Source organism: Pseudomonas sp. LBUM1640 (genome assembly GCF_059716225.1).
Genome location: NZ_CP166816.1, coordinates 3,892,509 through 3,917,032, shown reverse-complemented (window position 1 = coordinate 3,917,032; position 24,524 = coordinate 3,892,509). Strand labels below are relative to the sequence as shown.

The 24,524-nt window shown below is 61.2% G+C and carries 25 protein-coding genes and 1 pseudogene; 16 read left to right on the top strand and 10 right to left on the bottom strand.

Annotated elements, in window-relative coordinates; genetic code table 11:
* Positions 1–3 precede the first annotated feature (3 nt).
* Positions 4–1,101 carry a carboxynorspermidine decarboxylase gene (locus ACA065_RS17380; protein WP_094952696.1) on the bottom strand — a complete coding sequence of 366 codons (1,098 nt, stop codon included), beginning with the start codon at positions 1,099–1,101 and terminating at the stop codon, positions 4–6.
* Positions 1,102–1,270: 169 nt separating this feature from the next.
* On the bottom strand, positions 1,271–2,380 hold the full coding sequence (locus ACA065_RS17375) for a saccharopine dehydrogenase family protein (RefSeq protein WP_497690758.1): 1,110 nt from the start codon (positions 2,378–2,380) through the stop codon (positions 1,271–1,273).
* 170 nt (positions 2,381–2,550) lie between these two features.
* On the opposite strand from ACA065_RS17375, the gene ACA065_RS17370 reads away from it, so the two are divergent.
* The 7 genes from ACA065_RS17370 (at position 2,551) to ACA065_RS17340 (ending at position 9,496) form a co-directional block, all read left to right on the top strand.
* Positions 2,551–3,570, top strand: coding sequence for a LacI family DNA-binding transcriptional regulator (locus tag ACA065_RS17370; RefSeq protein WP_497690757.1), 1,020 nt, complete (start codon positions 2,551–2,553; stop codon positions 3,568–3,570).
* Positions 3,554–4,558 (top strand): ABC transporter substrate-binding protein, encoded by a 1,005-nt coding sequence (locus tag ACA065_RS17365; protein ID WP_497690756.1) that lies wholly within the window; start codon positions 3,554–3,556, stop codon positions 4,556–4,558. The genes ACA065_RS17370 and ACA065_RS17365 overlap by 17 nt, the downstream gene beginning before the upstream one ends.
* Positions 4,559–5,377 carry an ABC transporter permease gene (locus tag ACA065_RS17360; protein WP_497690755.1) on the top strand — a complete coding sequence of 273 codons (819 nt, stop codon included), beginning with the start codon at positions 4,559–4,561 and terminating at the stop codon, positions 5,375–5,377.
* A complete protein-coding gene (locus tag ACA065_RS17355) occupies positions 5,374–6,168 on the top strand; it encodes an ABC transporter permease (RefSeq protein ID WP_497690754.1) in 795 nt (264 codons plus the stop codon). The genes ACA065_RS17360 and ACA065_RS17355 overlap by 4 nt, the downstream gene beginning before the upstream one ends.
* Positions 6,165–7,196: an ABC transporter ATP-binding protein gene (locus tag ACA065_RS17350; RefSeq protein ID WP_497690753.1), complete on the top strand. Its 1,032-nt coding sequence runs from the start codon at positions 6,165–6,167 to the stop codon at positions 7,194–7,196. The genes ACA065_RS17355 and ACA065_RS17350 overlap by 4 nt, the downstream gene beginning before the upstream one ends.
* A gap of 9 nt (positions 7,197–7,205) precedes the next feature.
* Entirely contained in the window at positions 7,206–8,039 is an 834-nt protein-coding gene (locus ACA065_RS17345) for a phosphodiesterase (protein ID WP_497690752.1), read from the top strand.
* Between the two features lie 137 nt (positions 8,040–8,176).
* Positions 8,177–9,496, top strand: a complete 1,320-nt coding sequence (locus ACA065_RS17340) for an OprD family porin (RefSeq protein ID WP_497690751.1) — start codon at positions 8,177–8,179, stop codon at positions 9,494–9,496.
* Between the two features lie 19 nt (positions 9,497–9,515).
* Here ACA065_RS17340 and ACA065_RS17335 read toward each other — a convergent pair whose 3' ends face one another.
* The 3 genes from ACA065_RS17335 to ACA065_RS17325 form a co-directional block, all read right to left on the bottom strand.
* Positions 9,516–9,989 (bottom strand): GNAT family N-acetyltransferase, encoded by a 474-nt coding sequence (locus ACA065_RS17335; RefSeq protein ID WP_497690750.1) that lies wholly within the window; start codon positions 9,987–9,989, stop codon positions 9,516–9,518.
* 130 nt (positions 9,990–10,119) lie between these two features.
* Positions 10,120–11,208: a polyamine ABC transporter substrate-binding protein gene (locus ACA065_RS17330; protein ID WP_497690749.1), complete on the bottom strand. Its 1,089-nt coding sequence runs from the start codon at positions 11,206–11,208 to the stop codon at positions 10,120–10,122.
* A 20-nt stretch (positions 11,209–11,228) separates the two neighbouring features.
* On the bottom strand, positions 11,229–12,518 hold the full coding sequence (locus ACA065_RS17325) for an NAD(P)/FAD-dependent oxidoreductase (RefSeq protein WP_497690748.1): 1,290 nt from the start codon (positions 12,516–12,518) through the stop codon (positions 11,229–11,231).
* A gap of 116 nt (positions 12,519–12,634) precedes the next feature.
* On the opposite strand from ACA065_RS17325, the gene ACA065_RS17320 reads away from it, so the two are divergent.
* The 3 genes from ACA065_RS17320 to metE all read left to right on the top strand — a co-directional run bounded on the left by ACA065_RS17320 (position 12,635) and on the right by metE (position 16,574).
* A complete protein-coding gene (locus ACA065_RS17320; RefSeq protein WP_497690747.1) occupies positions 12,635–13,510 on the top strand; it encodes a LysR family transcriptional regulator in 876 nt (291 codons plus the stop codon).
* Between the two features lie 72 nt (positions 13,511–13,582).
* Complete coding sequence (locus tag ACA065_RS17315; protein WP_497690746.1) at positions 13,583–14,188, top strand: LysE family translocator; 606 nt, start codon at positions 13,583–13,585, stop codon at positions 14,186–14,188.
* A 97-nt stretch (positions 14,189–14,285) separates the two neighbouring features.
* The gene (gene metE, locus ACA065_RS17310) at positions 14,286–16,574 is read left to right on the top strand and encodes a 5-methyltetrahydropteroyltriglutamate--homocysteine S-methyltransferase (RefSeq protein ID WP_497690745.1); all 2,289 of its coding nucleotides are present in this window, start codon (positions 14,286–14,288) and stop codon (positions 16,572–16,574) included.
* Positions 16,575–16,651: 77 nt separating this feature from the next.
* Here the strand turns inward: metE and ACA065_RS17305 are convergent.
* Positions 16,652–16,903: pseudogene (locus ACA065_RS17305) on the bottom strand (hypothetical protein); the annotation flags it as partial.
* A gap of 91 nt (positions 16,904–16,994) precedes the next feature.
* Here ACA065_RS17305 and ACA065_RS17300 point away from each other — a divergent pair.
* From ACA065_RS17300 to yfcF, 3 genes are all read left to right on the top strand, one after another.
* Positions 16,995–17,537: a DUF924 family protein gene (locus ACA065_RS17300; RefSeq protein ID WP_497695369.1), complete on the top strand. Its 543-nt coding sequence runs from the start codon at positions 16,995–16,997 to the stop codon at positions 17,535–17,537.
* A 195-nt stretch (positions 17,538–17,732) separates the two neighbouring features.
* On the top strand, positions 17,733–18,587 hold the full coding sequence (locus ACA065_RS17295; protein WP_497690744.1) for a hypothetical protein: 855 nt from the start codon (positions 17,733–17,735) through the stop codon (positions 18,585–18,587).
* 154 nt (positions 18,588–18,741) lie between these two features.
* A complete protein-coding gene (gene yfcF, locus ACA065_RS17290) occupies positions 18,742–19,374 on the top strand; it encodes a glutathione transferase (RefSeq protein ID WP_497690743.1) in 633 nt (210 codons plus the stop codon).
* 4 nt (positions 19,375–19,378) lie between these two features.
* Here yfcF and ACA065_RS17285 read toward each other — a convergent pair whose 3' ends face one another.
* The gene (locus ACA065_RS17285) at positions 19,379–19,624 is read right to left on the bottom strand and encodes a hypothetical protein (RefSeq protein WP_497690742.1); all 246 of its coding nucleotides are present in this window, start codon (positions 19,622–19,624) and stop codon (positions 19,379–19,381) included.
* Positions 19,625–19,767: 143 nt separating this feature from the next.
* Here ACA065_RS17285 and ACA065_RS17280 point away from each other — a divergent pair, with 143 nt between their 5' ends.
* Together ACA065_RS17280 and ACA065_RS17275 are read left to right on the top strand one after the other, a co-directional pair.
* A complete protein-coding gene (locus tag ACA065_RS17280; RefSeq protein WP_497690741.1) occupies positions 19,768–20,412 on the top strand; it encodes an ATPase in 645 nt (214 codons plus the stop codon).
* A 45-nt stretch (positions 20,413–20,457) separates the two neighbouring features.
* Complete coding sequence (locus tag ACA065_RS17275; RefSeq protein WP_497690740.1) at positions 20,458–20,799, top strand: hypothetical protein; 342 nt, start codon at positions 20,458–20,460, stop codon at positions 20,797–20,799.
* Positions 20,800–20,868: 69 nt separating this feature from the next.
* Here ACA065_RS17275 and ACA065_RS17270 read toward each other — a convergent pair whose 3' ends face one another.
* Together ACA065_RS17270 and ACA065_RS17265 are read right to left on the bottom strand one after the other, a co-directional pair.
* Complete coding sequence (locus ACA065_RS17270) at positions 20,869–21,615, bottom strand: creatininase family protein (RefSeq protein WP_497690739.1); 747 nt, start codon at positions 21,613–21,615, stop codon at positions 20,869–20,871.
* A 30-nt stretch (positions 21,616–21,645) separates the two neighbouring features.
* Positions 21,646–22,359 carry a murein L,D-transpeptidase catalytic domain family protein gene (locus ACA065_RS17265; protein WP_497690738.1) on the bottom strand — a complete coding sequence of 238 codons (714 nt, stop codon included), beginning with the start codon at positions 22,357–22,359 and terminating at the stop codon, positions 21,646–21,648.
* Between the two features lie 39 nt (positions 22,360–22,398).
* Here ACA065_RS17265 and ACA065_RS17260 point away from each other — a divergent pair, with 39 nt between their 5' ends.
* Positions 22,399–24,000, top strand: a complete 1,602-nt coding sequence (locus ACA065_RS17260; protein WP_497690737.1) for a L,D-transpeptidase family protein — start codon at positions 22,399–22,401, stop codon at positions 23,998–24,000.
* Here the strand turns inward: ACA065_RS17260 and ACA065_RS17255 are convergent.
* Positions 23,997–24,521 (bottom strand): P-loop nucleotide/nucleoside kinase family protein, encoded by a 525-nt coding sequence (locus tag ACA065_RS17255; RefSeq protein ID WP_497690736.1) that lies wholly within the window; start codon positions 24,519–24,521, stop codon positions 23,997–23,999. The two genes, ACA065_RS17260 and ACA065_RS17255, sit on opposite strands and share 4 nt — an antisense overlap.
* Positions 24,522–24,524 lie beyond the last annotated feature (3 nt).

The window sequence follows — 24,524 nt, the reverse complement described above, 5'->3', positions numbered from 1 at the left end:
AGCTTACGAAAGGCTGGACAGGTAGTCGTCGTAACCAAATTCACGAACCACCTCGACTGTACCGTCGAGTTGTTTCACTACGATGGACGGCATTTTCAGGCCGTTGAACCAGTTTTTCTTGACCATGGTGTAGCCTGCGGTGTCGATGAACGACAGCCGATCGCCGATGGCCAGCGGACGATCAAATTGATACTCGCCGAAGATGTCCCCGGCCAGGCAGGATTTGCCGCACACCATGTAGGTGTGTTCACCCTCGCTCGGTGCCAGCTTGGCGTTGAGGCGGTAGATCAGCAGGTCCAGCAGGTGAGCTTCGATGGAGCTGTCTACCACGGCCAGATTCTTGCCGTTGTAGAGGGTGTCGAGCACGGTGACTTCCAGCGAGGCGCTGTTGGTGATCGCAGCTTCCCCCGGTTCCAGGTAGACCTGCACGCCGTACTTCTCGGAGAACGCCTTCAACCGCGCGCAGAATGCGTCGATTGCGTAGCCTTCGCCGGTAAAGTGAATGCCGCCGCCGAGGCTGACCCACTTGACCTTGTGCAGCAACTCACCGAAGCGTTCTTCGATGGTGCCGAGCATCTTGTCGAACAGGCTGAAATCGCCGTTCTCGCAGTTGTTGTGGAACATGAAGCCGGAGATCTGCTCGATGACGCCTTCGATCTTCACCGGGTCCCATTCGCCCAGGCGGCTGAACGGGCGCGCCGGGTCGGCCAGCAGGTAGTCGGAGCTGCTCACCTGTGGGTTCACGCGCAGGCCACGGGTCTTGCCTTCGGAACGCTCGGCAAAGCGCTGCAGTTGGCTGATCGAGTTGAAGATGATCTTGTCGCAGTTATCCAGCATCTCTTCGATTTCATCGTCGGCCCAGGCCACGCTGTAGGCGTGCGCCTCACCTTCGAACTTCTGGCGGCCGAGCTTGAGCTCATACAGCGACGACGACGTGGTGCCGTCCATGTATTGCTGCATCAAGTCGAACACCGACCAGGTGGCGAAGCACTTGAGCGCCAGCAGAGCCTTGGCGCCGGACTGTTCGCGCACGTAAGCAATCTTCTGCATGTTGACCAGAAGCTTCTGTTTATCGATGAGGTAGTACGGCGTTTTGATCATTTTTGAGAGCCTGCGGCGGTGCCTGCCAAAAAAGGACACGCATTGTGCCCGCACTTGGATCAGATCGAAAGGTTAGTGGGCGGATTTTGCCGGGATAAGGTCACAACCGCCTATAACACTGGCGCAATCCCGTGACTGTTTGAGGTGCGGTGACGCAAATATTCACGGCTCATGGCGCGTCCTCGATGATGACGGTGGTGAAGCCCCAGCGCGCGAACTCAGCGGTAAACTCCTCCAACTGCAAAAAGCCCAGGCATGCAAACGCGCCGGTGTGTGCGAGCTGATTGTTCGCCAGCTTCAGCGCCAGCAGCAGGGCGGCCATGCACGGGATCTCCGGGCCGTCGCCGCCCGGTGCGGTCAGCTGCCAGGTCAGCGAGCCCGGCTGGCCGTTGCTGCGCAGGCCTTGCACGCGCACCTGCATGGCGCCGGTGGGGCTGCCGAAACGGTCAAGGAAGCGGCTGGAGAAGGCATCAAGCTGTGCGGCGTAGCGGCTGATTGGCAAGGGCACGCCGAGGCGGCGCAGCGCGGCGGCGAACCACAGCGCTACATGTTGCACGGGCAGTTCCAGCGCCGCGTGAAAGGCCACGTCGCGTACGCCTGGATAGCGCTGCGGGAACAGCGCCAGGTCGGGCACATCACACGCCGCGCCCCAGCGTTTGCCGATGCTCGCGAAGTGGAAGCGGCGCAGGTTCTGCCAGCCGAATTGGCGGGTCCAGGCGCCGCCATTCCAACGCTCGAACGCAAGGCCGGCATAGCCGAACACCGCCTGAATGGTCGCGACCCCACGCACGGCTTGTTGGCCGGGGGCGATGACGGTCTGGATACTGTCGATGCGGCTAAAGGACTGGGCCAACTGGTCGACCACTGCCGAGGACAACCCCGGCACGCTGCTGGCGCCGGAAATCGCCAGCACACCCGCGGCTTTCGCCGAGGCATCCACGTTGGCGGCGAACGCGGCGACAAACTCGCGGCCATCGGCCAGGTCCAGGTAATGCGCCCCGGCCGCGCAGGCCGCCTTGGCCACACGGTAATTCTGGCCTTGAAAAGGCCCCGCGCAATGAATCACCAGGTTGGGTTTGGCGTGGGCCAGGCGCTGTTCGAAGTCGTCGGCGCCAATGTCCAGGGGCAGGGTGGGCACAGTTTGGCCGTCGTTGAGTGTGTGCAGGCCTGAACGTGAGCGGCGGCTGGCAGCAATCACTTCAATCCCAGGCTCCGAGGCCAGGCGCCGACAGATACGCAGCCCGAAGTTGCCCAGGCCTCCGATGACGATGACACGCATGATTCATCCTTGAGCATTAGGGCTAGGCGCGCAGTATAAGGGCAGTTGGTTTGAGGGGCGCTAGCGCCGATCCAAAACCACTGCAATCAAACCGTCATCTCCTTACCACCTTGCTGCCATATTCCCTCGCTACTGTCCTCGCCAATGAGATCGATCTCAAGCGAGTGACAATGACTGACCTGAAAGACGTTGCGCAACTGGCCGGGGTATCCCGCGCCACTGCCGCCCGCACCTTTGCTTCCCCCGATCAAGTGCGCCCGGCCACCCGTGAGCAAGTGTTCGCCGCTGCTCGCGAGTTGGGCTTTCGGCCTAACCTGCTCGGCCGCCAGCTGCGCCTGCAAACCACTAACCTGATCGGCGTGGTGGTGCCCAACCTGCTCAACCCGGTGTTCGCCGAACAGTTCCAGGCCATGGAGCGCGCCGCACGGCTGCGCGGTTACAGCCTGTTGCTGGCGACCACCGACTACAGCAGCGAACGCGAAAGCATTGTGGTGGAAGAGCTGCTGCGCCAACGCGTCGACGGTTTGGTGCTGACGGTAACCGACGCCGAAAGCAACAGCGTGCTCAACAGCCTCGCCAGCGAACAAACGCCGTTCGTGCTGGCCTACCACCAACCGAGCAACCCCAGCTACAGCGCCGTGTCGGTCGACAACCGCGCGGGCATGGCCCTCGCCACGCGTTATTTGCTCGAAGCGGGGCACCGGCGCATCAGCATGGTTGCCGGCCCCGCGTTGCAGTCCGACCGCGCCCGGCTGCGCTACGCCGGCTATTGCGATGCGATGCGCGAGTACGGTGTGGACAGCCGCGCAGTGATCGAGATGCCGGCCCACACCCAGGCCGAGTTCACGGCGATCGAGCCGTTTCTTCAGGGCCCGCAGGCGCCGACCGCACTGGTGTGTTCCAACGACTTCCTGGCGATCAGCCTGATCGCTGAGTTGCGCCGCAACGCCTGGAATGTGCCCGAGCAACTCTCGGTGATGGGCTTTGACGGCATCGCCCTCGGCACCCAGATGCACCCGACGCTGTGCAGCGTGGTGCAGCCCATCGGCCTGCTGGCCAGCACCGTGATTGACCAACTGCTGGCGCAAATCGCCGGCAACGCCCCGATTTCCCATTGCCTGCCGTGCCATATCCGGCCCGGCGACAGCACTCAACCCCTTGAGGAGACACCCGATGCGCGCGTTCAGTAAAACCCTGGCAGCCGTGCTGCTGTGCGGCATGGCCCACCTTGCCCAGGCGGCCGAAACGGCGATTTGCTACAACTGCCCACCCGACTGGGCCGACTGGGGCAGCCAACTCAAGGCCATCAACGCCAGCACCGGCGTGCAAGTGCCGCTGGACAACAAGAACTCCGGCCAGTCCCTGGCGCAGTTGGTGGCAGAGAAAGCCGCGCCGGTGGCGGACGTGGTGTATTACGGCGTGACCTTCGGCTTGCAGGCGCAAAAAGCCCAGGTGGTCGGCACCTACAAACCCAAAGGTTGGGAGCAGATCCCCGCCGGTTTGAAAGACCCGGCCGGGCACTGGTTTGCGATTCACTCCGGCACCTTGGGCATCATGGTCAACGTGGATGCGCTGGGCGGCTTGCCCGTGCCGCAAAGCTGGGCCGACCTGCTAAAACCTGAATACAAAGGCATGGTCGGTTACCTCGACCCGTCCAGCGCGTTCGTCGGCTACGTCAGCGCCGTGGCGATCAACCGCGCCTTGGGCGGCGACCTGGATAACTTCGCCCCGGCCATTGACTACTTCCAGAAGCTGGCCAAAAACGCACCCATCGTGCCCAAGCAAACCGCCTATGCGCGGGTGCTGTCCGGTGAATTGCCGATCCTGGTGGACTACGACTTCAACGCCTATCGCGCCCGTTATAAGGACAACGCCAACGTCGCCTTCGTGATCCCCAAAGAAGGCAGCATCAGCGTGCCGTACGTGATGAGCCTGGTGGCCAACGCGCCGCACCGTGCGAATGCGCAAAAGGTTCTCGATTTTGTGCTCTCCGATGAAGGCCAGGCGCTGTGGGCCAAGGCTTACCTGCGCCCGGTGCGCCCGATGAAGATGCCGGCCGATGTGGCCGCGCAGTTCCTGCCAGACAGCGACTACGCCCGCGCCGGTGTGGTGGACTACGAAAAAATGGCCGCTGTGCAGGAAGCCTTCGCCGCCCGTTACCTGAACGAGGTCAAGTAAGTGGCAACATCGGCAAAACACGCCGCCTGGGCACTGGCCCCGGCCTTTGCGGTGCTGTTCGCGTTCTGGTTGCTGCCGCTGGCGCACCTGGTGGTGCTCGGCACCGAGAGCCGCGACAGCCATGGCAGCGGCTATTGGCAGGTGCTGAGCAGCGCGCAGTATTTAGGCAGCCTGGCACAAACCTGTGCGCTGGCCGTGTTCGTGACGCTCACGGCGTTACTGATCGGCGGCATCAGCGGCGTATTCCTCGCACGCCAGCAGTTCTTTGGGCGTTCGGCATTGGTGGCATTGCTGACGTTTCCGCTGGCGTTTCCCGGCGTGGTGGTGGGTTTCCTGGTGATCCTGTTGGCCGGGCGCCAAGGCCTGTTTGCGGCCCTGGGCCTGCAATTGGCCGGTGAGCGCTGGATCTTTGCGTACTCGCTGGCGGGGCTGTTTGTCGGCTACCTGTACTTCTCGATTCCGCGGGTGATCCTCACGGTGATGGCGGCGTGTGAAAGCCTCGACCGCAGCCTGGAAGAAGCCGCGCATTCGTTGGGGGCAGGGCATTGGCGCGTGGTGTGCGACGTGATCGTGCCAGGCCTGGCACCCGCGCTGGCGTCCTGCGGGGCAATCTGCTTTGCCACGTCCATGGGCGCCTTCGGTACGGCCTTTACCTTGGGCACGCGGCTTAACGTCACGCCGGTGGCGATCTACAACGTGTTCACCAACTACGCCAACTTTGCCGTCGCCGCCGCGCTGTCGGTGGTGCTCGGTGCGGTGACCTGGGCGGTGTTGCTGCTCACGCGACGCCTGGTGAAAAACGCGGGGACGGTCTTGTGAAGCGCTCATCGCTGTTTGTGATTCAACTGCTGTTTACCCTGCTGGTGTGCGCCTTCATGTTGGTGCCGGTGTTGCTGTCGTTGCTGGCCGGGTTGACGCGTAATTTTTTCGTCGGCCTGTCCAGTGGCTTGACCTTCGATTGGTTGGTGCAGGTGTGGCAGGCCTATTCGCCCACGGTGTGGCTGTCGCTGCAATTGGCCCTGGCCTGCGCGGTGTGCGTCTGCGTGGTTGGCGTGCCGGCGGCCTACGCGCTGGTGCGCATGAACAACCGCTTCAGTCGCGCCTTCGAGGAATTGATGGTGTTGCCGGTGGCGATGCCGGGCTTGGCCAGTGCGTTGGCGTTGCTGCTGACCTACGGCCAGTTCGGCAGCTTTCGCAGCAGTTGGCTGTTCATTCTCGTCGGCCACGTGCTGTTCACGTTGCCGTTTTTGGTGCGCCCGGTGATGGCGGTGATGCAACGCCAGCAACTGCCGGTGTTGGAAGAGGCGGCGGCCAGCCTTGGCGCGGGGCCGATCAAACGCTTTTTCAGCGTGGTGGTGCCCAATTGCCGGGCGGGCATTCTGGCGGGCGTGTTGATGGTGGTGACCCTGAGCCTGGGTGAGTTCAACCTGACCTGGATGCTCCACACGCCGATGACCAAAACGCTGCCGGTGGGCCTGGCCGACAGCTACGCCTCGGCCCGCCTGGAAATCGCCAGCGCTTACACCCTTATCTTTTTGCTGATGATCGTGCCGCTGCTGATTGCGTTGCAGGCCATCAGTGCCCGTTTGTCCCGTGGAGAGCGTCGATGACCGCTATCACTATCCGCCTGCAAGGCTGTCGCAAGGCATTCGCCGACGGCACCGTGGCCGTGCATGACTTGAACCTGACCGTCGAAGGCGGCGAAACCCTGGCGATTCTCGGCCCGTCCGGCTGCGGCAAAACCACCACCTTGCGCTTGATTGCCGGGCTGGAACGCCCGGATGTCGGCCAGGTGTTTTTCGGCGATCAAGACGTCACGCGCCTGCCCATCGAGCGGCGGGATGTGGGCATGGTGTTCCAGAACTACGCGCTGTTTCCCAACCTGGATGTGGCCGGCAACATCGTCTATGGCTTGAAGATTCGCGGTGTGTCGGCGCCGGAGCGCAACAAGCGCTGCGAAGAACTGCTGGAGCTGGTGGGCTTGCAGCACCACGGCCAGCGCAGCATCCATGAACTCTCGGGCGGCCAGCGTCAGCGCGTGGCCTTGGCCCGTGCCCTCGCGCCGCGGCCCAAAGTGCTGTTGCTCGATGAGCCCCTGGCGGCCCTGGATGCGCAACTGCGCGAGCGCCTGCGCAGTGAGCTGGATCAACTGCTGCGTGGGCTTGGCATTACCGCGGTGTTCGTCACCCACGATCAGGGCGAAGCCATGGCCCTGGGCGACCGCATTCTGGTGATGGAGCAGGGGCGTGTGGCGCAACTGGCCAGCCCACGCGAGATCTACCAGCAGCCGGCCAACGCGTTCGTCGCAGGTTTCGTCGGCAACCTCAATGCGTTTACGGTGCTGGAGCGCACCGCCCACGGCTTGAAAGTCTGCGGTGGCGAGCTGCCGTGGCACACCGCCGACTTACCGAGCACCGTCTACTGCCGGCCCGAACACCTGCGGGTGATGGAAGACGAGGGGCATTTGCACGGCCATCTGCTGGCGCAATTCTTCCAGGGCGCACAGAGCCGCCTGCTGGTGGACGTCGGCGGCCCGCAACCGCTGCTGGTGGACAGCAGCGACAACCAACTGCACCGCGTCGGCGCGCCGATTGCCTTGGCAATTGCGCCGCACATGTTGTTCACCCTGAATACGTGAGTCTCTATTTTGAACCGTCCGTTTATTGTTGCGCAGATCAGCGACCTGCATCTTAAAGCCGGCAACCGCCTGACCTATGGCGTGGTTGATACGTTGGGCGCACTGCGCCGTGCCGTCGACCACCTGAACGCCAGCTACCCACGGCCCGATATCGTGGTGATCAGCGGCGACCTGGTGGATTTTGGCCGCGCCGATGAATACGCCGTTTTGCACCCGGAGTTGGCGCGCCTGCACATGCCGTGCTACCTGGTGCCCGGCAACCACGACACGCGCGGGCCGTTACTGGACGCATTCGCTGATCACGCTTATTTGCCGGCGTCGGCAGACGGCCCGTTGGATTGGGTGGTGGATAAGCATCCGCTGCGCCTGATCGGCCTCGACTCGACCATTCCCGGCGGTCACGGCGGCCAACTGCTCGACAGCCAGTTGCAGTGGCTCGACGAACAGCTGGCACTGCGCCCCAAGGCACCGACTTTGCTGATCCTGCATCACCCGCCGTTTATCAGCGGCATCGGCCATATGGACCGCGAACCCTTTATCAATGCCGCCACCCTGGAGCGTGTCGTCGCCCGTCACCCGCAAGTGGAACGCCTGTTGTGCGGGCATCTGCACCGCCCGATGCAACGGCGGTTCGGCGGCAGCCTGAGTTGTGTATGCCCCGGCACTTCGCACCAGATCGTGCTCGACCTGCAAGACGCCGCGCCTGCGCATTTCAACCTGGAGCCGGCGGGTTACCTGCTGCACCGTTGGGATGAACAGCACGGCTTGATCAGCCACAACGGCGTGTTCGGGGATTACCCGGGGCCGTACCCGTTTTATGACGCTCATGGATTGATTGACTGAGGTTTTACGGAGGTTCACTTCACTCAACTAAATACTTAAACGTTGGTTAACGCTGCGGCCAAACTAACTTGGCCGCGTGCATCCTGCTGCCCTTTTTTTGCGCCCGGAACTTGGATTCCGCGCCGGAGTTCGTCCTGATGAAAGCCACTTTGAACGTATTAAGCGTATTGACCGGTGGCCTGGGCATTGCCCTCAGCCCCTTGGCCTCGGCTGATTTTTTGAGCGACAGCAAAGCCAACTTGAGCATGCGCAACTTCTACTTCAATAACGACAACCGCGACGGCGCCGCCGCACCGTCGAAGACCGAGGAGTGGGGCCAGGCGTTTATCCTCAACTACCAGTCGGGTTTCACCGATGGCACCGTCGGGTTTGGTCTCGACGCCGTCGGCATGCTCGGCGTGACCCTCGACAGCGGCACTGGCCGCCATGTGGGCAGCTCGATGATCCCCAATGATGACGGCAAGGCAGCGGACAGCTGGGCGCGAGGCGGCGCGACGGCCAAGGCGCGGTTCGCCAAGACCGAGCTGCGCTATGGCTACCTGCGCCCGAACCTGCCGATTCTGGTGAGTAACGATGGCCGGCTGTTGCCGCAATCCTTCGAAGGCGGGCAGGTCACCAGCAAAGACATCGACAACCTGACCCTGATCGGCGGCCAACTGCAGCACACCACCGGCCGTGGTTCCAGCGACCGCAGTGGTCTGGCGGCAGCGGGCGGCACCCAAGAGAGCAACAAATTCAACTACGCCGGTGCCGACTATCAAGTGAACAAGGACCTGCTGGTCCAGTATTACTACGCCAACCTCGAAGATTATTACCAGCAGCACTTTGCCGGGTTGATCCATGTGTTGCCGTTGGGTGACTACGGCTCATTGAAAACCGACCTGCGTTACTTCAAAACCACCTCCGACGGCAAAAACAGCAATGCTGCCGGGCGTGCCGAAGGGTACAAATTCAGCGGCTATACCAAGAACGGCAACGGTGAAATCGACAACAACACCTGGAGCGCCGCGTTCATCTACTCGCTGGGCCCGCACGCGATCACCGCCGGTTACCAGCAAGTCTCCGACGACAGCAACTTCGCCCAACTCAACCAGGGTGGCTTGGTCAACAAAGGCGAGGGCGGTGCCAGCTTGTACCTCTACACCGACCGCACCGTGCAAACCTTCATCCAGGCCGGCGAACGCACCGCCTTCGCGCAATACGCCTACGACTTCGTCGCGCTGGGCCTGCCCGGTTTGAAGGCGTCGGTGATGTATTTGAAGGGCGACCATATCCTCACCACCGCCGGCAACACTGCCAGCGAATGGGAGCGGGATATCTCCCTGGATTACGTGGTGCAAAGCGGTACGTTCAAGAACGTCGGGTTCGGCTGGCGTAACGGCGTGTCGCGCAGTGAAGTGGCACGCGACCAGGATCAGAATCGGGTGTTTGTGAGTTATTCGATTCCGTTGCTGTAAGGGCGGTACGCGCGGCGCCTCAATACGGTGTTGAGGCCCGCGCTTTCAGCGATTTTGCGTGCGTTGCAGTGTCGTCGTCGATGAGTTGAAAGCCACAGCGCAGATAAAACTGCGCGGCTTGCGGCGTATCGGTGGATAGACGTGCTTCTTGAAAATGAATCGCGGCGTGTTTCAGCAGCTGCTCTATCAAGGCCTTGCCGACACGCTGACCTCGCGCCGCGGGAGCGATGTAGACCCGGCGCAGGCGAGCAATTGCGGAGCCGGCATAGGGGTCGCAGGAAACACCGCCGACGCCAATCAATTGGTCGTGACGAAAGACGCCTAAAAGGCACTCACCCGGTTGGTCAAACCGGTTTACGCGGTTTTCCCATTCGGTGATAAGCCGCGTCAGGAACCTGAAACCTTCGGCAACGGCTTGCGCTTCGAGCACGCGAACCTGCTCGGGGAGTGCTTCCAGCTTGCGTATCGAAAGGTCTTCGCTGGGTTGTGTCATAAAGATTCCCAATAAGTACCCGCACAGTCTATTTCAGCGCGCAGAGGCTGTGGTGAATGCGATGCTGTGGCAAGCGGCTTGTTGTGGCGAGCGGGCTTGCCACAACAAAATGTGTTCACTTCCTGCGTGCTCAGGTGTTCGTCTTGAGCTTGGTCCACAACCGGGTAGCCAGCCGCGCAATGGCCGGGGGCAAGTCTTCGACGATGAACAATTTGTCCATCACACTTTTCGGCGGGTAGATCGCCAGGTCCTGCTTCACCGCCGGGTCGACGAATTCATCCGCTGCGCTGTTGGGGTTGGCGTAGTGGATGCTGTTGCTGATGTTGGCGATCACCTTGGGGTCGAGCAGGTAGTTCATATAGGCGTACGCGTTCTTTTCATGCGGCGCGGCCTTGGGCATCACCACCATGTCCAGCCACAACGTCGAGCCTTCTTCGGGAATGGAATAGGCGATCTGAATGCCGTTGTGGGCTTCCTTGGCGCTGGCGGCGGCTTGCACCACGTCGCCGTTGAAACCGATCACCGCGCAGATATTGCCGTTGGCCAAGTCGCTGATGTACTTGGACGCGTGGAAGTACTGGACGTAGGGCCGGATCTTCAACAAGGCCTGCTCGGCCTGTTTATAGTCGGCGGGCGCATGGCTGTGGTGGGGCAGGCCCAGGTAGTTGAGAGTGATGGGCAGGATCTGTGTGGGGTTGTCGATGATCGCCACGCCACAGCTGCTGAGTTTTTTGATCGTGTCTTCGTCAAAGAACATCTTCCAGGAGCGGGTGACGTCGGTGTTGCCGAAGATCGCCTTGATTTTTTCGACGTTGTAGCCGATGCCCGCCGTGCCCCACATATAGGGGAAACCGTAGCGGTTGCCGGGGTCGTTGACCTCGAGCTTTTTCATCAGCAGCGGGTCGAGGTTTTTCCAGTTCGGCAACTGGTTGCGGTCCAGCGGCTGGATCGCCCCGGCCTTGATCAGCCGCGACAAAAAGTGGTTCGAAGGGCTGACCACGTCGTAGCCGGTGTTGCCGGTCATTAACTTGGATTCGAGCACTTCGTTGCTGTCATGAATGTCGTAGGTGGCCTTGATGCCGGTGGCCTGGGTAAAGCGGTTGAGGGTGTCGTCGGCGATATAGCCGTTCCAGTTGGAAATATTCACCTCTTGAGCAGCATAGCCGGCCGCCGAAAACGCACCGAGCATTACCGCCACGGACAATCGCTTGATGTGCATTGCATTCACCTTTGTTGTTGTTAGATTTCGGAACGGGCGCGCACGGCTTCAATGCGCATGCGCAGCAGGGCGCCAAGGTCGAACAGTGGGCGCGGCGGCAACCAGCCCGGTTGCGCACGCTGGATGACCGACTGCAGTAACGGCGAGCTGTGCCCCGAGGCCCACTCGGCGAGCAATCGCCCCCACAAGGTGCCGCGCGCAACGCCGGAACCGTTGCAGCCGGCGATGGCGTACAGGTTGTTTTCGACCTTGGCGAAGTACGGCTGGCCGGACCGCGAGGCGCTGAGGTGGCCGGTCCAGGTGTAATGGATGTCTTGCTCGGTCAGCCACGGGAACCGCCGTTGCAAACCCAGCACATGGTGCTGGCGGCGCTGCAGCAAGTCGGCGTTGGACAAGTCGTGCGTGCGGTACTCGGCGGTGTTGCGGATCATCATGCGCCGGTCCGGGGTCAGGCGTACCGTGGCGCCGAGTGGCCGCGTGGACAACACGCCCCACGGCTCGGCGGCGCATTCTTTTTCCGTCAGCGGGCGGGTGAGGCTGGCGCTGAGTTCCATGGGGAAGGTGGCGCTGCGGTCCAGGCCTACGCGCGGCACAAAGGCGTTCAGGCACACCAGCACTTGCCGCGCTTGAATACTGCCGCCAGGGCTGGTCGCGCGAATGCTGCCGTTGCCCATGCGCTCAAGGCCGCTGATGTCGGTGTGTTCAAACAGGCTGACCGAGGCCGGTAACGCCGCCAGCAAACCCTTCACGTACTTGGCCGGTTGCAGCAGGGCGTTGCCATTGCCGCACCAGATCCCGGCCTGGTAATGCGCGGTGCCGAGCTTCTGGTGCAGGGCGTCGCCTTGCAGAAATTGCGCAGAGGCGCCGAGGGCGAGCAAGGTGGCGAGTTTGCTGTCGACGTGATCGAGCTTGTCGGTGTCATGCACCGCGAAGAAGTAACCGTTGTCGCGAAAATCGCAGTCGATGGCATGGCGAGTGATGCGTTGGCGCACCTCGTCACTCGCCGCGCGGGAGATCGCGGTGTCCACCTCGAAACCCTCAAAGCCCACATTGCCCAGCAACTCGCTTTCGCTCGGGTGTTCGTGCGCCACCACAAACCCGGAGTTACGCGCGGAAGCACCTTGGGCCGCGCACTGGCGGTCGATGATCACGATACGCGCTTCAGGGTGCATGGCCGCCAGGCTGTGCGCGGCACAGAGCCCGGTGATGCCGGCGCCGATCACCAGCCAGTCAACCTGTTGCGTGCCCGTCAAGGCGCTGCGGGCGGGCAGGGGTTCGGTTTGGGCTATCCAGCCACAGATATTGTCCATGGTGACCTCTGCTGCATGCGTTGATCGCATGGATGATTTAAGTCGATGGCTGGAATTTATAGGGGCTTGGGTGATACAACCAACGTTATAAAATCATCCAGCTATTCGGAAAACGCATGGATAAGCTCCGTCACGTGCCCTCTTTACAAGGCTTGCAGGCGTTGGTGGCCGTCAGCGACAGCGGCAGTTTCACCCAGGCCGCGCAGGCGCTGTGCCTGACCCAGAGTGCGGTCAGCCGCCAGGTCCAGCAATTGGAAAGTCATTTCGGCGTGGCGTTGTTCACCCGCACCAGTCGCAGCCTGCGGCTGACGGTCGAAGGCGAGCAGGTGCTGACCAGCGCACGCAGTATCCTGGCGCAACTCAGCGTGCTGGAGGAGCGCATCTCGCCGCAGAAACGCCCGTTCCGTATTCGTCTGCATGTGTCGCTGGCCGTGCGTTGGCTGCTGCCCAAACTGAGTGATTTCTACCGGCTGCACCCGGACATTTCCCTGGCTATCGAGACGGTTGCCACCGAAGTGGTCGAGCCGGCTGGCGACAGCGATGCCTATATTCAGTACTTGCCCAAGCCGCCGAGTGATCCTGCCTGCCTGACGTTGTTTCAGGAAAAACTGGTGCCGGTGTGTGCACCCACCCTGGAGCCGTTAGCCACGCTTGCCGACCTGCGGCATGTGGCGCTGCTGCACCGTTCGGTCGACCAGCAAGACTGGCGCGTATGGCTGGCCGCCAACGGCGCCGGCGTGCTGGAGGACTACCGGCACATTCCCTTCAACCTTGATGAGTTGGCGCTGGACGCCGCCGCGCGCGGGCTGGGCGTGGCGATGACCGACCTGACCTTGGCCGCCGAATCCATCGAACGAGGCGTGCTGGTAGTGCCGTTGGGGGAGCCGCTGGAAACGGGCGGGGTGTATGCGCTGTGCTTGCAACCGATGGCAGCGTCGCACACAGGGTGCGCGGTGGTCATGGCGTGGTTCGCACAACAAGCGCAGAGCTGAACCACAAACGTACAAGATTGCGCGCAAACCGCCTCAGTAGACTCGTCTGACTACTCCTACTGCAGGTTTCCCATGGACATTTTCCTCTACGCCTTCAGCGTCATGTACAGCCCCGGCCCCGTGAACCTGATGGGCCTGAATGCCGGGCTCACCGGCAAATTCCGGCGCTCCAGCGGGTTCTACCTCGGCGTGGGCAGCGCGATGCTGCTGATGTTCGTGCTGTTTGGCTACACCGGCGAGGCGATCATTTCCCAGGCGGCGCTGCCGTATATCTCGCTGGTCGGCGGTGTTTACACGCTGTACCTCGCCTACCAAGTGTTCACCGCCCGCACGGTGGTTGAAGAGTCTTCAAGCGCGCCCACCAAGGCGCTCACGTTCTGGAATGGCCTGGTGATTCAGTTGCTCAACCCCAAGGGCATCGTCGCGGTATTGCCGATTACCAGTGTGATGTTGCCGGCAGCGCATATTACCGGGGCGTCCATCGCCGGGGTTTCAGCGTTGCTGGGGCTGGGCGCCGTTGGTGCGCCGTGGGCCTACGCCTTGCTGGGCGCCGTGCTGGGAAGGCGCATCAACGGGGCGTCGGCATTTACGGTGTTCAACCGCTGCATGGGGTTGGCGCTGGCCGGCTGTGCGTATTTCATGTTTCACGCGTTCTATCTGCACATCGCTTCAACATGAGCGGATCTTGTGACGATCTAGAATAAAATGAGTTTGTCTCACTATGAGTGTCTGTCGACAATGGCTGCCATCAATATCGACATTGGAGTTGTAAGTCATGGCAGTCGCTCATTCCCTTGGATTTCCGCGCATTGGACGCGATCGTGAACTGAAAAAAGCGCAGGAAGCGTTTTGGAAAGGCGAACTCGACGAAGCCGGCCTGCGTGCGGTTGGCCGTGACTTGCGCAAAACTCACTGGGCGCTGCAGAAACAGGCCGGTATCGAGCTGCTGCCGGCCGGTGACTTCGCCTGGTACGACCAGGTACTGACCCACTCGCTGATGTTCGGCGTGATCCCCGAGCGCTTCCGCCCAGCCGATGGCAAAGCCACCTTGCACACGCTGTTCGGCATGGCGCGTGGCGTCAGCGACAGCTGCTGCGGCGGTGCCCACGCCCAGGAAATGACCAAGTGGTTCGATACCAACTACCACTACCTGGTGCCTGAATTCAGCGCCGACCAGCACTTCCACTTGGGTTGGGAACAGCTGTTCGAAGAGGTCAAAGAAGCCCGCGACCTCGGTCATAACGTCAAGCCTGTCGTCATCGGCCCGCTGACTTACCTGTGGCTGGGCAAGGCCAAGGGCGGCGACTTCGACAAGCTCGACCTGCTCGACCGCTTGCTGCCGTTGTATGGCCAGATCTTTCAGCGCCTGGCTGACCTGGGCGTGGAGTGGGTGCAAATCGACGAGCCGATCCTGGTACTCGATCTACCTCAAGAATGGAAAAACGCCTTTGAGCGTGCCTACAACCAGATCCAGCGCGACCCGCTGAAAAAACTGGTGGCCACGTACTTCGGTGGCCTGGAAGAAAACCTCGGCCTGGCCGCTAACCTGCCGGTGGATGGCTTGCACATCGACCTGGTGCGCGCACCGGATCAGTACCCGACCATTCTTGATCGCTTGCCGGCGTATAAAGTGTTGTCCCTGGGTGTGGTCAATGGCCGTAACGTCTGGCGCTGCGACCTGGAAAAAGCCCTGGCAACCTTGCAGCACGCGCATGAGAAATTGGGTGATCGCCTGTGGGTGGCGCCGTCCTGCTCGCTGCTGCACAGCCCGGTTGATGTGCACCGCGAAGACACACTGGATGCCGAGTTGAAAAGCTGGCTGGCCTTCGCCGTGCAGAAGTGCTCGGAAGTCGCGGTGCTGGCCCAGGCCGTCAACGCGCCAGAAGCCCCCAATGTGCTCGCCGCCCTGGCTGAAAGCCGCGCCGTGCAAGCCGCCCGTGCGGCCTCGCCACGGATCCACAAGCCTGAGGTGCAAGCCCGTGTGGCGGCGATTACCGCCAAGGACAGCCAGCGCCAGTCGCTGTTTGCCCAGCGTATCGAGAAGCAACGCGCCGGCCTGAACCTGCCGCTGTTCCCGACCACCACCATCGGTTCGTTCCCACAAACCGCGTCGATCCGCCTGGCCCGCCAGTCCTACAAGGCCGGCAAGTTGAGCAAAGCCGAATACGTCCAAGCCATGCACAGCGAGATCAAGCACGCCGTCGAAGTGCAGGAAAACCTTGGCCTCGACGTGCTGGTACACGGCGAAGCCGAGCGTAACGACATGGTCGAGTACTTTGCCGAGCAACTCGACGGCTACGTGTTCACCCGCTTCGGCTGGGTGCAGAGCTACGGTTCGCGTTGCGTGAAGCCCGCGGTGATCTTTGGCGACCTGAGCCGCCCGCAAGCCATGACCGTGGAGTGGATCCGCTACGCCCAAGGCCTGACCGACAAGGTCATGAAAGGCATGCTGACCGGCCCGGTGACCATGCTGATGTGGTCGTTCCCGCGCGAAGACGTGAGCCGCGAAGTGCAGGCCCGTCAACTCGCCCTGGCGATCCGCGATGAAGTGGTCGACCTGGAAGCGGCCGGCATCAAGATCGTGCAGATCGACGAAGCCGCCTTCCGCGAAGGCTTGCCGTTGCGCCAGGCGCAGTGGCAGCACTACCTGGACTGGGCGACCGAAGTGTTCCGCCTGTGCGCCAGCGGTGTGCGCGACGAAACCCAGATCCACACGCACATGTGCTACAGCGAGTTCAACGACGTGATCGAGTCCATCGCGGCGATGGACGCCGACGTGATCACCATCGAGACCTCACGTTCCGACATGGAGCTGCTCGACGCGTTCGAAGCCTTTGCTTACCCGAACGACATCGGCCCAGGCGTCTACGACATTCACTCGCCACGCGTGCCGGATGCGTCGGAAATGGCCAACCTGCTGCGCAAGGCGGCCCAGCGGATTCCGGCCGAGCGCCTGTGGGTCAACCCGGACTGCGGCTTGAAAACCCGTGCCTGGCCGGAGACCGAAGCGGCGTTGATTCATATGGTGACCGCTGCGCGGCAACTGCGGAATGAATTGGCCTAACACGAGATAAATAATGTGGGAGCGGGCTTGCCCGCGATTGCGGTGGGTCAGCCAGCACATTCGGCACTGACACGCTGCTATCGCGGGCAAGCCCGCTCCCACATTGGATAGGCAGTGTTGCGAATGATGATGTAGCCGAGCGTCCCGACGCTGTCGTTCAGGCTGGCGATAACCCCCCCGGAAATCACCCTTGAGCTCCACTGGCCCGCGATCAGCCCCAGCGCCTCGATGCTGATGCTCATGTTGTAGTAGAGCGTGCGGATTGGCTTAATGTACGCCCAGCCGTAAGCACCGAGCACCACCGACGAGTGCCCCGACGCAGGAGCGGCTCCAGAGCGGAAACTTAATGGATTCTTACGGCGTCAATGATGAAATCAGCAGGGCTTTGTCTGCGGTGAACAGGGAGGCATGATGACGAACATGAATGGGCAGCCGGCCGAGGCGGTGATTGAGTTTTGGAAGCAGGCGGGGCCCAAGCGCTGGTTTGCCAAGGACGACGCCTTCGACGCGGCGTTTCGCGACACCTTCCACACCACGCATATGCAAGCCGCCCGGCGCGAGCTGGAAGGCTGGCTGGCATCGGCGCACGGCGCGCTGGCGTTGCTGATCCTGCTGGACCAGTACCCGCGCAACGCCTTTCGCGGTACGGCGCATATGTTTGCTACCGACCCGCTGGCACGTCTGTATGCGCAGCGCATTGTGGACGCCGGGCTGGATCAGTTGATCGAGCCCCAGTTGCGGGCGTTCTGCTATCTGCCGTTTGAGCACTCGGAAGACCCGACCGATCAGCAGCGTTCATTGGCGTTGAACCAGCGCCTGGATGCCAGCACCTACTACTGGGCCAGGGAGCATGCCGCGATCATCGAACGGTTTGGGCGTTTCCCGCATCGCAACGAGGTGTTGGCCAGGGCTACCACGGTGCAAGAGCGGGAGTTTCTGAATGCCGGTGGTTTCTCGGGTTAGGGCGATTGATCACGCCGAGGGGCTCGGGCATTTCAACAGAGTTTATGTGCAGAAAAACCTGTTATTTATGACAGTAGACTGAGCGCCGGGTTAGGTATGTAGTGCCAGTGAGTCAGCCTCGGAACCGCTGAGCGCTGAGTATTCACTATCAACCCGCCGGTGCGGTGAACGCTCACGGCCATGGGAGTGTCGATCATGTCTGATTCAAACCAATCTCCATGTAAAGTGTCTTGTAACGTGAGTTGTGATGAGCACCATAATGACTGCTGCGACGACAGCTCAGCGGTGCACGTGCATGTACATGTGCACCATCATCATCACTGCTGCCGAACCGCGCCGGTTAAGCCCGTTGCATTGCCGGTCATCAAGTTTGGATTTTGCGGCCCCACAGTGGGTAATCCCAGTTATACCAGATTGCTGGTGCAAGTTAACGAGCCTTCCAATTATGGGGTAAGTGGGATTTATAATAAAATCGAGGCTGTACGTTTTTTAGATGCATCAAAAGATGTCCTTTCTTCACCGTTAACGGCCGCTCAATTAAAAGCTGGGTATGATGTGCTTTCTATTGGTCTCTTTAACAGTAATTTCACCATAGCAGAAGCCGCTCGGTTGAAAGAGTATGCTGCGTTAGGCGGTGTTGTACTATTGACGTTCGATGTGACTCCGTGTGCAGGAGGGCCTGTTGTTCTAAAGCAATTTGGACATACCGGTTCCTTTGCTGGCTCTATTTTAGGGGAGTACAGCGGAGTGTCCTCTGTGACCCAAAATTTAAGCAGTTATTTTGGTGATTCTTCTGGCGTGACGCTAAAAGGGGCTTCAGCAATGGCAATAACGTCGGCACAACTTCCTTCGGGGAGCAGGGTGTTAGCGACCGCCGGTGCTAATGTGCTTTTCTGGACGGTAGGGGGTACTGAGGAGCGAGTGGTTGCGATGTGTGATGTGGATCTTATGCATGCTGAAGTGGCAGGCACTGCAGTCGATAACGGCCAAGAGAAATTCTTGAATAATATGATGGCTTATCTCTTTGATAAAGTATTAGAGAACAAATAGTCGTGGCGGACTTTAATACGGATAGGTGAGGTGGCAAGGCTGTTCATGCACGCCTACTGCGGGTATTCCTGCCGGTAATACCCCTATAAAAAGCAAGCATTGTCATTCTTGCCGCTGATCTCGTAGGTTGGGTGTTCACCTCAGGAGACCCGCTATGAATTCGCCCCGGCTGCGCCTATATGTAGATGCCCAATTCACCAGCCCCTACGCCATGTCCGTGTTCGTGACCCTGCGCGAAAAAGGCCTGGCGTTCGACACGCTCACCCTGGACCTGGACTCCGCGCAAAACCAGACGGCGGACTTTACCCAACTGTCGCTCACCCAGCGTGTGCCGACGTTGGTGGAAGGCGACTTTGCCCTGTCGGAATCTTCCGCAATCACCGAATACCTGGAACAGGCCTATCCCGAAACGCCGGTGTACCCGGCCGACCCAAAGCAGCGGGCGAGGGCGCGTCAGGTGCAGGCGTGGCTGCGCAGCGACTTGCTGCCGATTCGCCAGGAACGCTCGACGCTGGTGGTGTTTTACGGGCAGAAGATGCCGCCGTTGTCGCGTGTGGCCGAAGCGGCGGCGAGCAAGTTGATCAGTGCGACGCAGGCGCTGTTGGCCGGTAACCCACGACACCTTTTCGGCGAGTGGTCGATTGCCGACCTTGACTTGGCGGTGATGCTCAATCGTCTGATCCTCAACGGTGACAGTGTGCCGGCCGAATGCGTGGAATACGCACAGCGCCAATGGCAGCGGCCGTCGGTGCAGGCATGGGTCAACCTCCAACGCCCACCGCTCTAAGGGTTTACATCCATTCCTGGGCCACGCGCCGGTCCAGGTCTTCCCAATCGGCCATGCCCAGCACCCGCGTAGTGTTCAAGCCGCGCAGGTAACCGCGCAGTTGCTGGGCGCTGGCGTAACGCTGGTCGGCGTCGGCGGCCTCGTCCTGTAACACGGTTTCATAGTCGACCAGGTAATCGGCGACCCGCTCGCGAAACTCCGGCAAGACGGCTTCGCGGATGCGGTCGAAGGTTTTCTGGTGGGGCTTCATGGTGGGGTCCTTATATTTTTATAGAGGTCGAGATACCTGACACTATCGGTTCAAATGATAGTCACCATCAAGGATCACACGTTCTGTTTTTGTGCCAAAAGCGGACAATCAGCCCATCGAGACGCTGATCAAGGAAATGCGCGATGAGGACGATTATCCAACTGGGTTTAATGATGCTGATGTTCGGGAGTGTGGTCCTGACCAGCCCGGCATTTGCTGATGATCTGCGTACAGGCCATTTGCTGCCACTCGTCGGTAGCGTAGACTCCCTGCAGCACGTGCAGTCAGTGGGTGTGTTGTACAGCGAAAACACCCGCGACAACCTCAGTTACCTTGAACGCTACCACGCCATGGCCATGAACGGCGCCAAGGATGCCCTTGACGGGCGCATCCGTGAGGCCTTCGTCAACAGTTCCGACCCGGAACTGGCGATTGATTGGTTGATGAGTTCATTGCAGGGCACTTTTCGCATCGTCACTGTCTATAGCAGCCTGGATGAACTGGTGCAGGCTCACCCGGATGTGGTGGTGATGCTCGATACCCATAACCAACTGCTGACCCAGCGCAACGACGTGGTCGAGGCGCGTTTTGTGGCACGCTTCTATGATGCGGACCTGCAATACATCGCCAAAGCCGAAGGTTCGGTGCACAAGCAGGTGCCGTCGGTATGGGTGCATGACAAAGCGGCGCCCGAGATTGCCGCGCAGATTGAACAGCAACGTGATGTGCAGCTTGATGCGTTGAAGCAGTTCGACGCGTCGCTCAAGGCCCTGGTCCGCGCCGGATGATGTGCGGATCGATGTGAACCCTATTGGTTATTTTCAGGAATGTTTATGCGCTCTTTTTTCGTCCCGGCCCTGGCTTTTGCTTCCTTGTTGCTGACCGGTTGTATCACTGCTCCCAACGCTCCGACCTTGACCCTGCAAACTAACAAAACGCCCGAAAGCTACCTGCAATGCGTATTGCCCAAGCTTGAAAAACACGGCATCACTTCGACCGTGACGCAAAACTCTCGTCACGCCAAGGTGGTGTTGACCAGCAAGATTGCCGCCGATGACGTGCTGGAGGCCTACAAATCCCAGGACGGCACCAAAGTGTTCCTGTACGAGCGCAAGCCGCTGGCCTCGGCGATCAAGCCGTCGCGGCTTGAGCTGGCGGCGCAGGATTGCAAGTAACTAAAGACTACACACAGTTCCAATGTGGGAGGGAGCAAGCCCCCTCCCACATTTTGTTATGCGCAGGGCTTAAGGTTTCACTTCGTTGCTGAAGCTGCCGACCGTCTTGACCAAGCCCTTGGCCGCCAACGCCACCAACTCAGCGCCTTTTTCCACCGTCGCCAGGGCCGGGTCCGACCCCATGCGCCCGTCGGGGAAGCGTGCGCGGAAGTCCAACGCTTCGCGGATCGGCCCGGTGTTGGCGATTTGCGGTGAATACTCGGCAGACTTGATCGAATCCGGATACGCCCACTGCGTCACCGCAATTTCCGACGGCGTGGCATGGCTGCCGTGGCCGACCGGGAATTGGCGCTGAGCCAGGTCGCAAATGCCTTCCAGATCCCACCAGTTCACCAGTTTCAACGCGAAACCGGCCGGGCGCCGCGCGAAGCTGGCCTCGGCGTACAGCTCGGAAAACGCCGCTTCAATGGTGGCGATATTGCCGCCGTGGCCATTCAGAAACAGGATCTTCTCGAAACCGTGCCCGGCCAACGAGCGCACCCAGTCGCCAATCGCGGCGATGAAGGTGGAAGGGCGCAAGGAAATGGTGCCGGGAAAACCAAGGTGGTGCTGGGCCATGCCGATATTGAAGGTCGGGCCGATCAGGATGTCGGCGCTCTTTTGCGCCTCTTGGGCGATGATCTCCGGGCACATCCAGTCGGTGCCCAGCAGGCCGGTGGGGCCGTGTTGCTCGTTGGAGCCGATGGGGATCACTACCGTGCGGCTGCGTTCCAGAAACTGCCCGATCTCGATCCAGGTGGAGTGGTGTAGAAGCATGCGACGCTCTCTTTTATCTGTGGGGACAGGCTAACCACCACGGATTGTACGACTACTCGCCACCTGTTGGGGCTTGCAGTTGAGATAGGTTGAAGACTTCAACCAACGCTGGTCCGGATACCAGGAAAACATGAACTGCCCATCCTTGAGCTTATCCACCACCTGGCGCGCCACCTGCGGGCGTACGGCCGGGCAACCCTGGCTGCGGCCGATGCGGCCTTCGCGCTTGCTCCACGCAGAGTTGACGTAGTCGGCGGCGTGAATCACCAACGCACGGTCGCGGGCCTGATCATTGAAGCCGGGCTCCAGGCCGTCCATGCGCAACGAATAGCCGTGGGCGCCGAGGTAGCTTTCCTGGGTACGGAACAAACCCAGGCTGGACTGATGACTGCCTTCGAGGTTGGAAAACTGGGTGGCGAAGTTTTCCCCGGAGTTTGCCCCGTGGGCCACCAGGTCGCGCAGCACCAAGGTCTTTTTACGTAAGTCGAAGATCCACAGCCGACGAGCGGTCGAGGGTTGGGAGTAGTCAATAACTGCCAGGCGTTCTGAGCGTTCCTCGCCGTTATTGACCGCGCACTGCACGGCGCTCAGGGCGCTTTTCAGTACAGTGGGATTGAGTTCTGGAGCCGAGCGCGCCAGGCTGCTATACAAGTTAGGAGGATTCCCATTGGCGGCGAGCGCAAAATTGCTCAGCGTAGCCAGGGTTACGGTGATCAAACCGAAGCGGCACATAAAAGTCAGCATCTACAAAGCGTCCCCCGCTGTGGATTGGAGCCAAGTCAATTGTTCAAAAAACACGCATGTTACTTGAGCATTTGCCTGCTCGTTGCACCACTGGTCGCGACAGCCGATGAGCTGCCGGCGGGTGAGGTGCCGGTTGTTTCCCCAAGCCCTTTGCAAATGGCCCCGGTGCAACAGGCCCTCGCGCAGTTACCCAGCGTTTGCCCCAGCCTCGCTCCGCACATCGACGCTGCGGCCCAATCGCGCTTGCAAGCGTTGTACCAGCAGCAGGGTGATGTGCCGCTGTGGTCCGCCGATGATCGCCGCCAAGCCTTGCACGCGCAGTTGCTGATGCTGGCCGACGACGGCCTGGACCCCACCCACTATAGCCTGCCCACGGCGGACGCCACGGCGAACGTGCTGTGCAGCGATATCGACGTCAGCCGCCAGTACTTGCAAGCCCTGCAGGACCTGCACTACGGGCGCTTGCAGCAATCGCGCTTCGAACCGCTGTGGCATTCCCAGCCGCCTACGCGTGACCCGAATACCGAGGTGCTGGCCTTCGCCGCCAGCGGCTTGCAAGACATGGCCCAAGCCTTCGACCAGGCGCGCCCCAGCGCCGACCTTTATCGCAGTTTGCGCAATGCCTATGCCACCGTGCGCCTGCAACCCTTACCGCATTGGGACCCGGTCACCAGCGGCCCATTGCTGCGCCCCGGCATGGACGATGCGCGCGTGCCGGAGCTGGCGCAACGCTTGTACCACGGCGGCTACCTGGCCAAGGCGCCCACCGGCAATGGCAAGCAATACCGTGACGAACTGGTCAAGGCGGTCAAGGCCTTCCAACTTAGCCATTCCTTGCAGGCCGACGGCGTGATCGGCGCGGGCACCGTGGCCGAGCTGAATATCAGCCCGGCGATGCGCCGCGACCAACTGCGCATCAACCTTGAGCGTTTCCGCTGGCTGGCCCAGGACCTGGAGCCCGAAGGCGTGCTGGTCAACGTCGCCGCCGCGCAGCTGAGCGTCTATCAGAGCGGCATCCCCGTGTGGCAAACCCGCCTGCAAGTCGGGCGCGCCGAACGCCAGACGCCGCTGCTCAAGTCGCGCATTACCCGGTTGACCCTGAACCCGACCTGGACCATCCCGCCGACCATCATGCGCGAGGACAAACTCCCGGCTATCCGCCTCAACCCCGAATATTTGCGCCAGCAGAACCTGCAAGTGCTCGACCCCGAGGGCCGCCCGCTGGCGCCTGAACAGATCGACTGGGCGCGCCCCGGCAACATTCTCCTGCGCCAGGACGCCGGCCCGCGCAACCCGCTGGGCAAAATCGTGATGCGCTTTCCCAACCCCTACTCGGTGTATTTGCACGACACCCCCAGCCAGCCGCTGTTTACCAAAGGCCCGCGAGCGTTCAGTTCCGGCTGTGTGAGGGTTGAGCAACCGTTGCTGCTGCGCGACCTGCTGGTAACCCCGGCCGAACGCGCGCGCACCGACGAATTGCTCGCCACCGGGGTGACCCATGAATTCCGGCTGGCGACGCCGGTGCCGGTGTTGCTGGGGTACTGGACGGTGGAAGTCGACCGCCAGGGCGCGCTGGTGTACGCGCCGGATATTTATGGGCGCGATCCGGTGTTGATGAAGGCGATGGGGGCAGTGCTTTAACGTGTGGCGAGCGGGCTTGTTGTGGCTTGGATGTGCGTCAGAATCAACTCTACGGCCTGATCCGCCGTCACCAGCGCGGTGTCGACTGTCAGCGGCGGTTCATCCCAAGGCTCATACTCATGCGCCAATACCGACGGCCAAGTCGGCGGAGCCAGCCCGGCAATATCACCCGCGCGGGTTTCGACACGGCGCTGATGTTCCTGGTGGTCCGAACAGATAACTTGAATATCCAGCCACTCAACACCTGCCGCCCTAGCCACTGCCCGCCACGCCGCGCGGCTTTCCTTGACCGGGTTCACGCCGTCAGCAATCACAATCTGCCCCAAGCGCAGATTGCTCAGCGCCAGCGCATTCGCCACGCCATAGCCGCTGGCCCCCACATCCCCGGCCAATACGCCTGAACTGCGCAGCGCCTGTTCGATCACATCGATACGCAGGTAAACCGCCCTCGTTCGGCGTGCCAGTTCGCTGGCAAGCGTAGTTTTACCGGTGCCGGGCAGGCCACTGAACACAATGAGCATGGT

What these genes read in the sequence shown, in the direction of transcription:
- ACA065_RS17265 (WP_497690738.1), bottom strand. Translation starts at nt 22,359, where the DNA reads ATGCTGACTTTTATGTGCCGCTTCGGTTTGATCACCGTAACCCTGGCT.
- ACA065_RS17375 (WP_497690758.1), bottom strand. Translation starts at nt 2,380, where the DNA reads ATGCGTGTCATCGTCATCGGAGGCCTGGGCAACTTCGGGCTGCGTATC.
- yfcF (WP_497690743.1), top strand. Translation starts at nt 18,742, where the DNA reads ATGAATTCGCCCCGGCTGCGCCTATATGTAGATGCCCAATTCACCAGC.
- ACA065_RS17255 (WP_497690736.1), bottom strand. Translation starts at nt 24,521, where the DNA reads ATGCTCATTGTGTTCAGTGGCCTGCCCGGCACCGGTAAAACTACGCTT.
- ACA065_RS17285 (WP_497690742.1), bottom strand. Translation starts at nt 19,624, where the DNA reads ATGAAGCCCCACCAGAAAACCTTCGACCGCATCCGCGAAGCCGTCTTG.
- metE (WP_497690745.1), top strand. Translation starts at nt 14,286, where the DNA reads ATGGCAGTCGCTCATTCCCTTGGATTTCCGCGCATTGGACGCGATCGT.
- ACA065_RS17365 (WP_497690756.1), top strand. Translation starts at nt 3,554, where the DNA reads ATGCGCGCGTTCAGTAAAACCCTGGCAGCCGTGCTGCTGTGCGGCATG.
- ACA065_RS17325 (WP_497690748.1), bottom strand. Translation starts at nt 12,518, where the DNA reads ATGGACAATATCTGTGGCTGGATAGCCCAAACCGAACCCCTGCCCGCC.
- ACA065_RS17270 (WP_497690739.1), bottom strand. Translation starts at nt 21,615, where the DNA reads ATGCTTCTACACCACTCCACCTGGATCGAGATCGGGCAGTTTCTGGAA.
- ACA065_RS17315 (WP_497690746.1), top strand. Translation starts at nt 13,583, where the DNA reads ATGGACATTTTCCTCTACGCCTTCAGCGTCATGTACAGCCCCGGCCCC.
- ACA065_RS17340 (WP_497690751.1), top strand. Translation starts at nt 8,177, where the DNA reads ATGAAAGCCACTTTGAACGTATTAAGCGTATTGACCGGTGGCCTGGGC.
- ACA065_RS17275 (WP_497690740.1), top strand. Translation starts at nt 20,458, where the DNA reads ATGCGCTCTTTTTTCGTCCCGGCCCTGGCTTTTGCTTCCTTGTTGCTG.
- ACA065_RS17330 (WP_497690749.1), bottom strand. Translation starts at nt 11,208, where the DNA reads ATGCACATCAAGCGATTGTCCGTGGCGGTAATGCTCGGTGCGTTTTCG.
- ACA065_RS17320 (WP_497690747.1), top strand. Translation starts at nt 12,635, where the DNA reads ATGGATAAGCTCCGTCACGTGCCCTCTTTACAAGGCTTGCAGGCGTTG.
- ACA065_RS17280 (WP_497690741.1), top strand. Translation starts at nt 19,768, where the DNA reads ATGAGGACGATTATCCAACTGGGTTTAATGATGCTGATGTTCGGGAGT.
- ACA065_RS17300 (WP_497695369.1), top strand. Translation starts at nt 16,995, where the DNA reads ATGAATGGGCAGCCGGCCGAGGCGGTGATTGAGTTTTGGAAGCAGGCG.
- ACA065_RS17335 (WP_497690750.1), bottom strand. Translation starts at nt 9,989, where the DNA reads ATGACACAACCCAGCGAAGACCTTTCGATACGCAAGCTGGAAGCACTC.
- ACA065_RS17380 (WP_094952696.1), bottom strand. Translation starts at nt 1,101, where the DNA reads ATGATCAAAACGCCGTACTACCTCATCGATAAACAGAAGCTTCTGGTC.
- ACA065_RS17370 (WP_497690757.1), top strand. Translation starts at nt 2,551, where the DNA reads ATGACTGACCTGAAAGACGTTGCGCAACTGGCCGGGGTATCCCGCGCC.
- ACA065_RS17295 (WP_497690744.1), top strand. Translation starts at nt 17,733, where the DNA reads ATGTCTGATTCAAACCAATCTCCATGTAAAGTGTCTTGTAACGTGAGT.
- ACA065_RS17350 (WP_497690753.1), top strand. Translation starts at nt 6,165, where the DNA reads ATGACCGCTATCACTATCCGCCTGCAAGGCTGTCGCAAGGCATTCGCC.